At 73.0% G+C, this 14,632-nt stretch carries 9 protein-coding genes and 1 pseudogene; 1 reads left to right on the top strand and 9 read right to left on the bottom strand.

Annotated elements, in window-relative coordinates:
• Window positions 1-266: 266 nt before the first annotated feature.
• The 9 genes and pseudogenes from FPZ41_RS37925 to FPZ41_RS37885 all read right to left on the bottom strand — a co-directional run bounded on the left by FPZ41_RS37925 (window position 267) and on the right by FPZ41_RS37885 (window position 13,631).
• The gene (locus FPZ41_RS37925) at window positions 267-1,490 is read right to left on the bottom strand and encodes an FAD-dependent oxidoreductase (RefSeq protein WP_322621243.1); all 1,224 of its coding nucleotides are present in this window, start codon (window positions 1,488-1,490) and stop codon (window positions 267-269) included.
• On the bottom strand, window positions 1,487-2,887 hold the full coding sequence (locus tag FPZ41_RS50020; RefSeq protein ID WP_322621242.1) for an FAD-dependent oxidoreductase: 1,401 nt from the start codon (window positions 2,885-2,887) through the stop codon (window positions 1,487-1,489). Before FPZ41_RS50020 ends, FPZ41_RS37925 begins: the two co-directional genes overlap by 4 nt.
• Entirely contained in the window at window positions 2,884-4,983 is a 2,100-nt protein-coding gene (locus tag FPZ41_RS37915) for a molybdopterin oxidoreductase family protein (protein ID WP_152868281.1), read from the bottom strand. Before FPZ41_RS37915 ends, FPZ41_RS50020 begins: the two co-directional genes overlap by 4 nt.
• Window positions 4,973-6,354, bottom strand: a pseudogene (locus FPZ41_RS37910) (MFS transporter). The gene FPZ41_RS37915 and the pseudogene FPZ41_RS37910 overlap by 11 nt, the downstream one beginning before the upstream one ends.
• 75 nt (window positions 6,355-6,429) lie before the next feature.
• On the bottom strand, window positions 6,430-7,830 hold the full coding sequence (pcaB, locus tag FPZ41_RS37905) for a 3-carboxy-cis,cis-muconate cycloisomerase (protein WP_322621241.1): 1,401 nt from the start codon (window positions 7,828-7,830) through the stop codon (window positions 6,430-6,432).
• Window positions 7,827-9,806 (bottom strand): FAD/NAD(P)-binding protein, encoded by a 1,980-nt coding sequence (locus tag FPZ41_RS37900; RefSeq protein WP_152868277.1) that lies wholly within the window; start codon window positions 9,804-9,806, stop codon window positions 7,827-7,829. The genes pcaB and FPZ41_RS37900 overlap by 4 nt, the downstream gene beginning before the upstream one ends.
• 187 nt (window positions 9,807-9,993) lie before the next feature.
• Window positions 9,994-11,562, bottom strand: coding sequence for a class I adenylate-forming enzyme family protein (locus tag FPZ41_RS37895; protein ID WP_152868275.1), 1,569 nt, complete (start codon window positions 11,560-11,562; stop codon window positions 9,994-9,996).
• 97 nt (window positions 11,563-11,659) lie between these two features.
• Window positions 11,660-12,214, bottom strand: a complete 555-nt coding sequence (locus tag FPZ41_RS37890) for an SRPBCC family protein (RefSeq protein WP_152868273.1) — start codon at window positions 12,212-12,214, stop codon at window positions 11,660-11,662.
• A 439-nt stretch (window positions 12,215-12,653) separates the two neighbouring features.
• Window positions 12,654-13,631, bottom strand: coding sequence for an NADPH:quinone reductase (locus FPZ41_RS37885; protein WP_152868271.1), 978 nt, complete (start codon window positions 13,629-13,631; stop codon window positions 12,654-12,656).
• Between the two features lie 358 nt (window positions 13,632-13,989).
• Between FPZ41_RS37885 and FPZ41_RS37880 the strand changes: the two genes are divergently transcribed.
• Window positions 13,990-14,632 (top strand): IS110 family transposase (locus tag FPZ41_RS37880; protein ID WP_152868269.1); only part of this gene is annotated, 643 nt, incomplete at its 3' end.

Here is a 14,632-nt window from a genome sequence, read left to right as displayed (position 1 = left end):
CCCCCCCGCTGCGCCCCCACTCCTGGCCCCAGCCGGGACGGCACCACCACTGAGGACCGCGGGCCCGCGCCCCCGACGCGGCCCGCGAGAACGACCCTGCCGAGTATCCGGTCTGCTCCGCACCCGGTGTCCCGGCAGGGTCTGGGGAGCGTGTGCCGGCGCACCGAACGAGGGCATGTGCGCCGGCACGCCGAAGCAGCGGGGTCCGGCACGAGGGGGACCTGCCGCCGGACCCCGCTGTCCCCGCCGCCGTGGGACGAGGGTGTTCAGGTACCGCCGGGCGCCGCGGCCGGCAGCTCCTCCAGGGACGCGGTGAGCTGCCGGCCGGTCAGGGCGCGCAGCACCGGGTACGCCCGGGTGTCGCCGGCCAGGACGCCGCCCAGAACCGTGCGGCCGTCCGCGGCCAGTACCACTTTCGCGTAGGTACCGGCGCGCCGATCGTCCCGTACGTACTCGATCGCTCCCTGCGAGCGCGCGTGCGCATCGCCGAAGCCGGCCACCTCGATGCCGAGGAGCTTGAGCCTGGCGGAGGTGTCCGCCCCGGCGAACGCGTCTGCCGGCACGCGAAGCAGCTGCCGGGCCACGGTCTCGGCCATCCGGAAGCCGGGAGCCGCCAGCCCGTGGCAGCGGCCCGCGACGGCCGCGCACTCGCCGATGGCCCGGATGTGCTCGTCCGCGGTCCGGCACCACTGGTCCACCAGGAAGCCGCCGCGCTCACCGCGGTCGAGCCCCAGCGGGGCGGCGAGCTCATCACGCGGGCGCACCCCGGCGGCGAACACGACGAGCGGGGCGTCCAGCACCGTGCCGTCAGCCAGTTCGGCCCTCTGCGCGCGGCCGTCCGCGCCCGCGCCGACCGCGTGCAGCGCGGTGGAGCAGTGCACGCCCACCCCCAGCCGTTCGATCGCTTCGGCCAGCACCCGTCCCCCGCCCTCGTCGGCCTGCTGGGCCATCAGCCACGGCGCGATCTCCACGACATGGGGCCGCATGCCCAGCAGTCTCAGGCCGTTCGCGGCCTCCAGGCCGAGCAGCCCGCCCCCGACCACCACCGCGTCCCGGCCCGGTACGGCGGCCGCGCGGATCGCCGCGACGTCCTCCACCGTCCGGTACACGAAGCACCCCGGCAGATCGCGTCCGGGCACGGGCGGCACGAACGGCCGCGACCCGGTGGCCAGCACCAGCGCGTCGTAGCCGAACCCGGTGCCCTCGCCACAGGTCACCGTCCTGGCCCGGCGGTCGACGCCGGTCACCGTGGTGCCCAGGTACAGCTCAAGGCGGCGGTCGCCGAGGACGTCCGGCCCGGCGAGGGCGAGGTCGCCGGGCGTCGCGCCGTCGAGGAGTCGGGACAGCGCCACCCGATCGTAGGCGGCTCGCGGCTCCTCGGCGAGCACGACGAGGCGCCACTGCCCGTGCCGATCGTGGGCGAGCATCTCCTCGACCAGCCGGTGGCCCGCCATGCCGTGGCCGGCCACGACCAGGGTGCGCGTCGTCACGGCCTTGCTCCTTGCGCGGTGGTGTCGTCGGCGAATGCCGTGCACAGCTCCCGTACCACCGAGGCGCAGCTGCCGCACCCCGTCGTCGCCCTCGTCGCCCGGGCCAGCGCCGCGGTGTCGTGCGCGCCGCAGTGCCAGGCGTCCTTCAGGGCCTTGCTGGTGACGTTGTTGCAGTGGCACACCACGGCCTCCTCCGGCAGCGCCCCGTCGCCCGCGTACTCGCCGTCGGCGCCGGTCAGCAGCGCGAGCAGGTCGGCGGGCACCGGAGTGTTCCGGGTGTACAGCCGGCTCACGGCGGTGACCGCGCAGGGCGAGCCGATGACGGCCCCCTCATGGATGCGCCCGCCGCGCAGCACCAGGCGGGCACAGCGGCCTCGCGCCCGGTCCAGCAGCGAGACCGTCTCCCCGGTGCCCGTTGTGGGCCCGGGCCCGGCCGGGGGGAGGACGACCATGTCCTTTCCCGGGGTGCGCGGCCGCAGCACGGGCCGCCCGGGCTCGTACGGCTGCCCCCGGCCGGTGAGGATCCGGGCGAGCGCCTCCGCCTGTTCCCACGCCTTGAGCACCGTCGTGCCGACCGTGCCCGCGTGCTCGGCGCAGTCGCCGATCGCATGGATGTGCGGATCGCCGGTGCGCAGCCGGTCGTCGACGATCACTCCCTCGCGCACCTCCAGGCCGCTCCCGCGCACCAGTGCGGTCTCCGCCACCGTGCCCGTGCACAGCAGCACGGTGCCCGCCGCCAGCACCTGGCCGTCGTCGAGGACCACCTTGCCGCGCGTGTACTGCCCGGCCCGGCGGCCGAGGTGGAGCGTGACGCCCCGGTCGGTGAGCCACTGGGCCACTACCGTGGAGCCCACCGCGTCCAGGTGCCGTTCCATCAGATCGTCGGCGGGATGGACGAGCGCCGCCTCGTGCCCGTTCCTGCGCAGCGCCCAGGCCGACTCCACGCCGCGGATCCCGCCTCCGAGGACCACGACGGGCCCTTCGGGCAGCGGACGGCAGTCGGCCGCGGTGCGCACCGTGCGCACCCCCTCGGCGAGCCGTCCGGACGCGGTCGTCAGCCCCGGTACCCGCGGCACCCGAGGTCGGGCGCCGGTGGCCAGCACCAGGACGTCGTAGGGCAGTTCGTGGCCGTCGCCCGTGCGCACCGTGCGGCGGACCCGGTCGACGGCGGTCACCCGCACGCCGGTCAGTTGCCGTACCGCGGCGGGCAGCGCGGGCAGCGACAGCCGGTCCGCGCCGAGCGTGCCGTCCAGGACCGAACCGAGCAGGGCCCGGTTGTAGGCGGGCCGCGGCTCGGCGCCGGCCACGGTCACCGCGCCCCCGTATCCGTAGCGCACCAGCCCTGCGGCCAGGCGGTGTGCGGCCGGGCCGCCGCCCGCGACGACGACGCCGGTCACGGCCGCTCCCCCGCCGGCGTGACGTGCACCGCACTCACCTTGAACTCGGGCATACGGCTGCGTGGGTCGAGCGCGTGGCCGGTGAACAGGTTGGCGCGGGCGGCGCCCGGAAAGTGGAACGGCACGAACACGGTGTCGGCGCGCACCGTGCGGGTCAGCCGCACTCGCGCCCGGGCGGTGCCGTGCGCCGATCCGATCTCGGCCAGCCGGCCGTCGGCCAGGCCGAAACGGCGGGCGGTGTCCGGGTGGATCTCGACGACCGCCTCCGGAGCGGCCGCGACCAGCTCGGGCACCCGGCGGGTCTGCGCGCCCGACTGGTACTGGGCCAGGACCCGGCCGGTCGTCCCGTACAGCGGGAAGGTCCCGTCGGGCTCCTGGGCGGGCGGGCGGTGGTCCACCGGCGCGAACCGGGCGCGCCCGTCCGGGTGCGCGAACCGGTCAAGGAACAGCCGCGGCGTCCCCGGATGGCCGGCGTCGCCCCCGCTCCCGGCCGGGCAGGGCCAGTGCAGCGCCTCGCCGGCGTCCAGACGTGCGTAGCTGATGCCCGAGTAGTCCGCGCGGCCGCCGGCCGAGGCCCGGCGCAGCTCCTCGAAGACCTCCGGGGGCCGGACGGGGAAGCGGCCCGGGCTCTGGCCGAGCCGGACGGCGAGCGCGTGCAGCACCTGAAGGTCGGTGCGCACACCGGGCGGCGGGGTCAGATGGGCGCGGCGGCGCAGCACCCTTCCCTCCAGGCTGGTCACGGTGCCCTCCTCCTCGGCCCACTGGGCAACCGGCAGCACCACGTCGGCCAGCGCGGCCGTCTCGGACGGCACGAAGTCGGCGACCACCGGCAGGTCGAGAGCTTCGAGCCGCTGGGTGACATGGGCTGCCCTGGGCGCCGGGACGACCGGGTTCGCCCCGAACACCAGCAGCGCCCGCGGGCCTTCGGCCCCGCCGAGAGCGTCCAGCAGCTCGTACGCGCTGCGGCCGGGCCCGGGCAGCGTGCCCGCGTCCACACCCCATACGGCGGCCACGTGCGCGCGGTCCGCAGGGTCGGTGAGCAGGCGGCAGCCGGGCAGCTGGTCCGCCTTCTGGCCCATCTCGCGGCCGCCCTGGCCGTTGCCCTGCCCGGTCAGCGTGCCGAAGCCGCTGCCCGCCCGGCCCGGCAGCCCCAGGGCGAGGGCCAGGTTGATGAACGCGGCGACCGTGTCGGAGCCCTTGCTGTGCTGCTCGGCGCCCCGGCCCGTCAGGATGTGGGCCCGGCGGGCGCCGCCGAGCATCCGCACCGCCGCGCGCAGGTCGGCCGCCGGCACCCCGGTGACCTCCTCCGCCCGCTCCGGCCACCAGGCCAGGCACCTCTCCCGGACCGCGTCGAAACCGACGGTGCGCGCGTCCACGTACTCCTGGTCGACCAGCCCTTCAGTGACCGCCAGGTGCAGCAGGCCGAGCGCCAGGGCGAGATCGGTGCCGGGTGCCGGCTGCAGGTGCAGCGCGGCCCGCTCGGCGGTGCGGGTACGGCGCGGGTCGACGACCACCAGATCCGCCCCCTGCAGATGGCGCATGAGCGGCGGCATCGTCTCGGCCGGGTTGGCCCCGGCCAGCAGGATCACGTCCGCCTCGTCCAGGTCCGTGACCGGGAACGGCAGCCCGCGGTCGAGCCCGAAGGCCGCGGTGCTCGCAGCGGCCGCCGACGACATGCAGAACCGGCCGTTGTAGTCGATCTGGCTGGTGCCCAGGGCCACGCGCGCGAACTTGCCGAGCGTGTACACCTTCTCGTTGGTCAGCCCGCCGCCGCCGAACACCGCGACCGCGTCGGCGCCGTGCCGCGCGCGGATCTCCCGCAGCCGCCCGGCCACCAGGTCGAGCGCCTCGTCCCAGCCGGCCGGCGCGAGCTCACCGTCGGCGCCGCGCACCAGGGGGGTGAGCAGCCGGTCGGGGGCGCTGAGCACGGCGGGCGCCGTCCATCCCTTCTGGCACAGCCCGCCCCGGTTGACCGGGAAGTCGGCCGAGGGCCGCACCGCCACGGCGCCCCGCTCACCCGACAGCACGGTGGAGCACTGCAGCGCACAGTACGGGCAGTGGGTGCTGCTCTGACGCCCGGTCCCCTCAGCCGACATGGCGGGTACGCACCCGCCCGGTGGTGGAGACAGGAGACGTCCTGCGCTCGCCGCGCAGGTACACCGTCCACAGCACCACGGCGCACAGCCCGTAGAACGCGAGGAAGGCGTAGAACGCGGGCTCGCCGCTGCCCAGTCGGCCGTACGCCGAACGGAAGGCGAGGTTGACGGCGACGCCGCCGAGCGCGCCCACCGCCCCCGCGATGCCGAGGACGGCTCCGGACAGGCGGCGGGAGCGGGCGAAGGCGGCCGTGGCGTCGTGACCGGAGGTGACGGCGGCCTCCGCCTGCCGGGCGAAGACCGCCGGGATCATCTTGTACGTCGAGCCGTTGCCGATGCCGCTCATCACGAACAGCGAGGTGAACCCGGCCACGAACACCGGGAACGAACCACTGCGGCCGGCCCACAGCAGGACGGCGATCCCGGCCGCCATCCCGGCGAACGCCCACAGTGTCACCCGCGCCCCGCCGAACCGGTCGGCGGCCCGGCCGCCGAGGGGACGGGCCAGCGAGCCGAGCAGCGGCCCGAGGAAGGTGAACGAGGCGGCCTGCAGCGGCGTGGAGCCGAACTGGCTCTGCAGCACCAGCCCGAAAGCGAACCCGAAGCCGATGAACGAGCCGAACGTGCCGATGTACAGCAGCGAGATCCACCACGTGTGGGCGCTGGCGGCGGCCTCGCGCTGCGTGCCCCGCCCGGCCCGCACCACGGCCACGTTGTCCATGCGCAGCGCGGCCAGCACCGACACCAGTGCGATCAGCGGCAGATAGAACGCGGTGACGTACGCCGGGTGGGTGTCCCCGGCGACGGAGATCACCAGCAGGCCGAGCAGCTGGACCGCGGCGACGCCCAGGTTGCCGCCGCCCGCGTTCAGGCCGAGCGCCCAGCCCTGGTGGCGCTGGGGGTAGAAGGCGGTGATGTTCGTCATCGAGGAGGCGAAGTTGCCGCCGCCCGCCCCGGCCGTCGCACCGATCAGCAGGAACACCCACAGCGGGGTGCCCGGCCGCTGCACGAAGTACGTCGCCGCCACCGCCGGCACCAGCAGCGCCAGCGAGGCGAACACGGTCCAGTTGCGGCCTCCGAACCGGGTCACCGCGAAGCTGTAGGGCAGCCTCAGCAGCGCGCCCGCCAAGGTGGGCACCACCACCATCAGGAACTTCTCGTCGGGCGCGAAGTCCAGCCCGATCCTGGGCGACATGAACAGCACCAGGACCGACCACATGCTCCACACGCAGAAGCCGACGTGCTCGGACAGCACCGACAGCGCCAGGTTGCGCCGGGCCATGCGCCTGCCGCCGCCCCGTCCCACAGGTCCTCGTCCTCGGGGTCCCAGTTCTCGGCCCACCGCCCTCGGGCGGCTCGTGGACTGGTCATTTTCTCCTCGGCTTTCCGGCGGGTCGCGCCCGCCCGCGCCCGGCCGGGGCCGGACCGCGGGTGGCAGGGTGGGGATCAGTGCCGCAGCGCGCGGTCCACCAGGGCGGCGGCGGCTCCGGTGTAACCGGCCGGGTCGCACAGCTCGGCCAGCTCGCCCGTGACCTGGGACGGCAGGCCCGGCAGACCGGCGAGTACCTCGGCCAGCGGGCGGCCGGTGCTGCCCGCCGCCTGCGCGGCCTCGGTCAGCAGCTTCCTGGCCTCGGCCTTGCCGAGAAGCGGGGCGAGTTGCGCGGCCACGCGCTCCGACACGATCCGGCTGCCCGTCATGTCCAGGTTGGCCCGCATCCGTTCGGGACTGACCCGCAGCCCCTCGGCGAGCTCCACCGCGGTGTGGGCCGCGCCGCCGGCCAGCCGCAGGCACTCGCGCAGCAGCTGCCACTCCGCGTGCCAGGCGCCGGCGGACCGCTCGTCCTCCGAGACCAGGCACTGCGTGAGAGCGGCGGCCAGAGCCGGCACCTGCAGGGCCGCACTGCGCAGCAGGGTGGCGAGCACCGGGTTGCGCTTGTGCGGCATGGCGGAGGAACTGCCGCGGCCGCCCGTGCCGGGCTCGGCGACCTCGCCGACCTCGGTGCGGGCCAGCGACTGCACGTCGACGGCGATCTTGCCGAGCGCGCCCGCCGTGAAGGCCAGCGCGGACGCCAGATCGGCGACGGGGGTGCGCAGCGCGTGCCAGGGCAGTACGGGCCGGGCGAGGCCGGTCTCGGCGGCGTACGCGTCGGTCAACCGGTCCAGGTACACGCCCGGTTCGGGCCGCCGGCCGTCGTCGCCGACGGCCGCGTACTCCAGGTAGCCGGCCAGGGTGCCGGCCGCCCCGCCGAGCGAGACGGGCAGCCCGCCTGCGTGGACGAGTGCCAGGCGCGCCTCGGCGTCCAGGACCAGCTGCCGCCAGCCCGCCGCCTTCAGCCCGAACGTCGTCGGTACGGCGTGCAGGGCGAGCGTGCGGCTGACGGCGAGCGTGTCCCGGTGCCCGGCGGCGAGCTGTGCCAGGGCCCGCGCGGTGCGCGCGAGGTCGGCCCGGACGATGCCGAGGACGCGGTGGGCGACCAGCATGGTGCCGGTGTCGAGGACGTCCTGGCTGGTGGAGCCCCGATGCACGTACTCGGCGGCCCGCGCGTCCTGTTCGGCCACCACCGCGGTGAACGCCTTCACCAGGCCGACCACCGGGTTGGCGGTCTCCCGGGCGGCGAGCGCCAGCTCCCGCAGGTCCAGCCGTCCGGCGTCGGCCGCCCGCGTGATGGTCTCGGCGGCCTCCCCGGGCAGGGTGCCCAGGCAGGCCTGGGCCCGGGCCAGGGCGGCCTCGGCGTCCAGCATGGCCTGCAGCCAGGCCCGGTCGCCGGTGGCCGCCTCGACGGGCGTGCCGGCCCTGACCGGCGACAGCAGCCCGGCGTCCGTGAGGGCGTGGCCGGCCGCAGTCACACGATCACCCCGGACAGATCGCCGCCGGCGTCCACCGGCCGTACGCCGTGGGGCACATGGGCCACCGGCGGCAGTGCCAGCACCGAGCGGGCGATCGCGTCGGAGTCGCCGAGGGTCACGGAGTCGACCCCGGGCCGGATGCCGGCCGCGGTCACCCAGTGCACCGACTCCGTGGGCACGCCGTAGGCGAAGCGGCGCGGGTGGGCGCGGCCGCGGCCGTCGAGCAGCCGGTAGGGGCGCCCGGTGACCGCGAGTCCGCCGGTTACGTAAGCGGTGCCGGCCGCGCCCGCGATCCGGTACGGCGTCGCCTGGTCGGTGTCGAGCAGGTGCAGCAGCAGCGGGTCGTCGGTGCGGCGCAGGTCCGGCTCGGGCAGCCGGGCCTCGATGAGCGCGGCCGCCCGCACCGGCTCGCCCGGCACCGCCGTCGACGTCGCGACGTACACCTGGGCCGTGGTGTCGATACGGACCTGCGTGCCCGGGCCGGTCAGCGTCAGCACACCCGCCTCGATCAGCGCGATCATCTCCTCGATGCGGGAGGCCGGCGGGCCGATCGACAAGAACGCGTTGAGCGGCGTGTACCAGCCCTCCAGGTCGTCGCGGTGGGAGTTGCCCTCCAGACCGCCGTGGTCGACCGCGAGGCGGACCTCGTTGCGCAGGTCGCGCAGCACGTCCAGGGCGGCCTTGAGCGGACCGCTGACATTGCCCTTGCGGGACTCCTCGACGTCGCGCCGCAGGTAGGCGAGCAGCCAGCCGGTGAACTCCTCGCGGTCGGTGAACTCCCGCTCGCCGTACGGCCGCGACAGGCGCTCCCAGTCCCAGCGCTCCCCGGCCGGGATGCCGTACGCGTCGAGGAGGGCGCCCGGATCGGCGTCCGGCTCGAGCGCGAGCAGCCGCCCGGTGAACTCCTCCCGGCGCTCCCCCTCGCCGCGCTCGCTCAGCAGCGCGCCGTAGTAGACGCTCTCCACCTCTCGGGAGATCAGCGGCCACAGGTCCTCGCCGAAGCTGACCGGCCGGCCCACGGCGGAGCGCTCCTTGAGCTTCGCGATGTACTCGGCGGTCAGCAGGCGGGGAAAGCAGCGTCCGGTGGCGCCCTTCTCGTTCTCGCCCCGCGCGTGGTACGGGACGCCGCGCCGGGAGAAGGCGTACAGCTTCGGTTCGTTGCCCGAGGGACGGTAGACGAGCCCGCCGTCCGGTGTGCGCTCGAAGCGGCCGCCGCGGCCCAGCGTGAACAGGGCCATGTGGTCGAAGAAGTTCAGGCCGAGCCCGCGCAGCAGCACGTTCTGTCCCGGCCGTATGCCCCTCAGGTCCAGGTCGGCCGGGTTGGCCGGGGTGACGTAGGTGAGGTGGTGGATGCGTGACAGGCTCGCGGTGCGCGCCTCGCGCGCCGAAAGCCGGGCAGGGACGTGGCCCTGGGCCATCACGACGGCGTCCAGTTCGTTGAGCCGGGTGCCGTTCTCCAGGCGGACGCCCTGCGGTCCGCCGGGCACGCCGTGCGTGTCGGCCGCGGCGACGGCGCGCGAGCGGTGCACCCGGACCTCGACGTGGGAGGGTGCGCACCGCACGATGCGCTCGAAGCAGTCCTGAAGGTAGCGGCCGTAGAAGGCGCGCGTGGGGTAGGAGTCGGGGCCCAGACGCGCCGCCTCGGCCAGGACATGGGCGTCGAACTCGGCCGGGTCGCCGAGCAGGGCCAGGCTCTGCGCCCACTCGTAGAGGCTGGGGCCGGGCTCGACCGGGCCGTCGATCCGGGCGCTTTCGTCGGTGAAGACGGTGATCTGCGAAGCCACCGTGTTCATCAGCAAGTGCTGCGACTGCCCGGTGCGCCACACCGTTCCGGCGCCGGGCGCCGAGGGGTCGACGACGTGGACCGTGACCGCGCTGTGCGCCGGGCGGCGGCGTTCGTTGGCCAGCAGCCGTTCCAGCACCGACAGCCCGCGAGGGCCGGCACCGATGATGCAGACCTCCAGGGTGCTGCTCATGCGGATACTCCTTATGTGTGGGCAGGGGCGGCAGGCGGCCGGGGGCGAAAACCGGCCGCCTGCCGCGCACGAGAAGACGGGAAGGGGCTCCAGGGCCCGGGCACTGACGGCGTGCGGGGCCGTGAGGCCGGAAGGGGAGACGTTCACGGGCGGCGTCCCGGACGCCTGCCCGTTGTGCCGGGCGGTGCTACGCGGCGGGGCCGGCCGCCAGCAGGCGGGCCAGCTCCAGACGCTTGATCTTGGTGGTGGCGGTCTGCGGGAGGTCCTCAAGCCGCCACTGGACCGGATCGGCCAGGGCCGGCAGATCAATCACCGCAGCCTTCCAGGCCATGTCGTGAAGCGGTGCGTCCTCGCGCGTGCACACCACCGGTACCGCACGCCCGTCCGGGCCGGGGATGATGATGACCTCGACCAGTTCCGGCAGCCGGGTGAACAGCTTGTCCTCGATCTCCAGGGTGGACTGCACACCGGGGATCTCGTCGACCTCGCGGTCCAGCAGGTGCAGGCAGCCCCACCTGGTGCGGTAGCCGAGATCACCCATGCGCCACCAGCCGTCGTGGACCTGTTTCTGCCAGCGCTGGTGCTCGCCGAGGTAGGTGACGATCCGCCCGTCGCTCCTGACCTCGATGAAACCGGGGTTCTCCTTCGAGACCGGCGCGCCGTCACGGCTGACCACACGCACCCCGGTCATGCCCGGGAACGGCACGCCGACGCAACGGCCGTTGAAGTCGGCGCCGTCTCCCAGCGAGTAGGTGCGCGCGGCGATCGGACCGACCTCGCTCTGCCCGTAGGCCTGGGCGAAGCGCCGGCCCCTGCGGCGGGAGGCCTTGAGCAGGGTGTTGACGGTGCGCGGGTGGATGGCATCGAAGGTGGAGGAGAAGTACTTCACGTTCGCCAGCGGCCCGCGCGGGTCGTCGGCCAGCACCTCCCAGCGCAGGAACGTGTTGGGGTGGGCCTCGATGAAACCGGGCGGGATCTGCGTGAACAGCTCACCCACGGTCCCCGGGTCGTCGTCCCTGAGGATGATCAGCGGATGGCCCTGGAGGATCGAGATGGGCATCGCCGTGAACATCCGCGAGTGAACGAACGACACATGGATGGCGACGGGCTCGCTGCGGCGCACGGCGCCGCCCACGACGGTGGCCTGCGGCCGGTAACGGGCCTGGAAGCTCATGCCCGTGTGCACGGCCAGCTTCGGCGTGCCGGTGGTGCCCGAGGTGTGGGTGATGAGCGTGGGATGGTCGATGGGCATGGACACCGCAGGCACCCGCCCGGCGCCGGCCAGCGAAGCCAGCGAGGTCGCTCCCCCGTACTCGCCGGAGGCCAGCAGCACCTTGCGGGACAGGCCGAAGACCTCCGCGGGCAGATGCTGCTCCAGCTTGCCCTGGTCGGTGATCAGGAACGGCCGCCCCACACGGCGCAGCAGCTCGGCGACCGTCGCCCCGTCCAGTTTCGGCGACAGCAGCACCGGGACGGCGCCGGTGCGGGCAACGGCGCAGGCGAGCAGAGAGATGTCGAAGCCATCACTCTTGTGCACCACGACATGGTCCCCGGGGCGCACCCTGACCGACCACAGCCGCGCGGCGAAGTCGTCCACCAGATCGGCCAGTTCGGTCAGCGTCACACGCCGGCCGAGGCGGGGGGCGATGTCCAGGTCATGGTCCAGGACCACGAAATTCGCCGGATGCCGGGCCGCCGCTCGGTCGAACAGCGTGCCAAGCCGAATTCCCTTGCTTCCTATTCGCTGGAGAAACATGTAACCGATCTCTCGTCCATGGCTGCGGATTCCTGAAGGAGTACCGAATGGCAGGGGGACTGACGGCCCACGGTTGCGGACGACACGGCCCGTGGCGTCAGTTCTTCTCGATGACATCCTTGATACGGGCCAGAGTGTCCTCAAGGTCCTGCCCGAGCTTCGCCGTCCACTCGGCGACGAACCGCTTGCGCGCATCCTCGTCCAGACCCGCGACAATCTTGTGGATTCCGGCGGTGGCCCTGCCCATCCGGAAGTGGTGAACGAGCCAGCACAATCCCTCACCCGCGTCCTCGATGTCGAAGCCCCAGACCGACTCCTGGTCCCCGCGGGCATGGGTGAGCATCATCCAGCGGAACGTCCGGCCCGGCTCGGCGGCCACCACACGGGCCTCGGTGTACCAGGTGCCGCGCACCAGCGGCGCCCACCCGACCACGTCCCGGCCGCGCAGGTTCTCGCCACGGAAGACCGAACCCACCGCCGAGGGCTCGCCCTCGGCCCACTCCCCACCCATGCACTCCGGACTCCACTCCTTACTGCGGGTCAGGTCACTGACCACCGAGTAGATCTCCGCCGGCGCCGCGGACACGCGAATTCTGGCGTCGAGTTCGAAGAGCGGGGAACTGTCGATGACGGTTTCAGTGTTCGCTGTCATGCCGGCAATCCTGCCGATCCCCACGGAACCCCAGCAATCAAGCCGCCCGGGTTCCGTCAAGTTCAATTCCGAACGGAAAAACAGAAACTGACAACGGACCAGCCGGGCCAGGGAAAACACACGACAACAGACCAGCCAGACCAGGCGAAAACGCGCGACAACGGACCAGCCAGACCAGGCGAAACACGCGACGGCAGATCAGCCAAGCCGAAGGGAAACACGCGACAGCGGACCAGCCAGACCAGGCGAAAACACGCGACAGCGGACCAGCCAGACCGGAGGGGAACGCGCGACAACGGACCAGCCAGACCGGAGGGGAACGCGCGACGGCAGATCAGCCAGACCAGGGGAACGCGCGACGGCGGCTGTGCGAGTTCACCGGCAGCGGATCGCGTACGGCCCCGCAGCCGGCCCTGCGCACCCATCCGCGGTGCCTGCCTCAGCCGCGCACACGCAGCACGAGCTTGCCGTGCACCTTCCCCTCACCCAGGCGACGGTGCGCCTCAGCCGCCGCGCTCAGCGGCAGCACCTCGGTAGCACGCGGGCGCAACCGGCCCGACAGCAGCAGCCCGTTGATACCGCGGGCCGCGTCGGCGAGCTGGGCGGTGTCGGCATGCGAGATCGCGAAACCATGCACGGAGCGATCCATCAGGTACAGCGGCCCCACAGGCAACACAGGCCGGGTACGCAACCCGGCCATCACCACGATCCGGCCCCGGCCGGCAAGCAGATCCACCGCCGTATCGAGGTCGTTGCGCCCGGAAGTGTCGACATACACGTCCACGCCGCGCGGGGCCACCGCCCGGATCTGCCCGGCAACATCGTCCGAGCGGTAGTCGACGACATGATCAGCACCCAGAGACCGCACATACGACACATCACGACCGGAAGCAACAGCAATCACCCGGGCACCCGCCCGGACCGCCATCACAACCGCCGCACTGCCCACGTTACCGCCGGCACCGACCACCGCGACGCTCTCACCGGCACGCAACCGCCCGTGCGTGAACAGCGCCAGATACGCAGTCGAAGCCGGATGAGCCAGAGCCACCGCCTCCACCGCCCCCACACCAACCGGCAGGTGATAGAGCCGGTCCGCCGGCACCACCGCCCGCTCGGCCGCAGCACCCTGACGACCATCGTGACCCAGACTGTTGCACCACACACGATCACCCGGCCGGAAACCGGTAGCAGCCGGACCCGCCACCACCACCCTGCCCACCAGATCACGCCCCACAACGAAAGGAAACCCCAGCGGAGTACGCCAAACCCCCGAACGAACAAAAAGGTCCACGTGATTGACAGCACTCACCTCAACATCAACCAACACATCGTGCGGGCCCGGCACAGGCAACGGCAACTCACCAAGACGAATGACATCCGGGGAACCGAACTGAGTTATATAAGCAGCGCGCATAACCACCAAGCCTGGCACCACCCCCACCACCCACAACACACCCAACGACAAACCCAGACCACGCTACGTCAAGTCCACCCACCACTACATCAACTCCCCCGTTATGTTTTCTGCGGCCCTGCAAGAGGGCCGCTGGCCTCCGGGCCCGGCATGGCTGTTCCCCCCTGTCGAACCGATGACCTGGGGGGTGGTGCCACCGGGCCCGAGAGGCGCCGTTGGAGACGCTGATGAGAGGTCCGACTACCGCCCGGCCGAGCGCAATGCCCGGCCGTACATGGGCGACAGGTCTGCATAACGTGGATGCGCGCACGACGCCAACGCCCAGGCCAGCACCGCACGCCCCGTTCGGGAGGACGGCTTGAACGAGCACGACACGATAGGCGTCTTCCTCGGCCTGGATGTCGGGAAGAGCACACATCACGGACACGGACTCACTCCGGCCGGCAAGAAGGTCTTCGACAGGCAGCTGCCCAACACCGAACCGAAGCTGAGGCAGGTCTTCGACAAGCTCCGCGAGAAGTTCGGCACCGTTCTGGTCGTCGTGGACCAGCCAGCCTCAATCGGCGCCCTGCCGCTGACGGTGGCTCGCGACACAGGCTGCCAGGTCGCCTATCTGCCGGGCCTGTCGATGCGTCGGATCGCTGACCTCTACCCGGGTGAGGCGAAGACCGACGCCCGCGACGCGGCCGTCATCACGGACGCCGCCCGCACCATGCCGCACACCCTGCGCTCGCTGGAGCTGACCGACGAGATCACCGCCGAGCTCACCGTTCTCGTCGGCTTCGACCAGGACCTGGCGGCCGAGGCCACACGCACCAGCAACCGGATCCGGGGCCTGCTCACCCAGTTCCACCCATCCCTGGAACGCATGGCGAAGCGGCTGATCGACGACGTCTTCGAGGCGCTCGACGAGCAGACCGTCGTGGTCCCGGGCACCGGCACCCTGGACGTCGTGATCCCGTCGCTGGCCCGCTCGCTCGGCGCCGTTCACGAACAAAGGC

The organism is Streptomyces acidicola (assembly GCF_009377235.1).
GTDB lineage: Bacteria > Actinomycetota > Actinomycetes > Streptomycetales > Streptomycetaceae > Streptomyces > Streptomyces acidicola.
The sequence above is the reverse complement of the archived record's forward strand: the minus strand, read 5'-3'. Positions and strand labels throughout refer to the sequence as shown.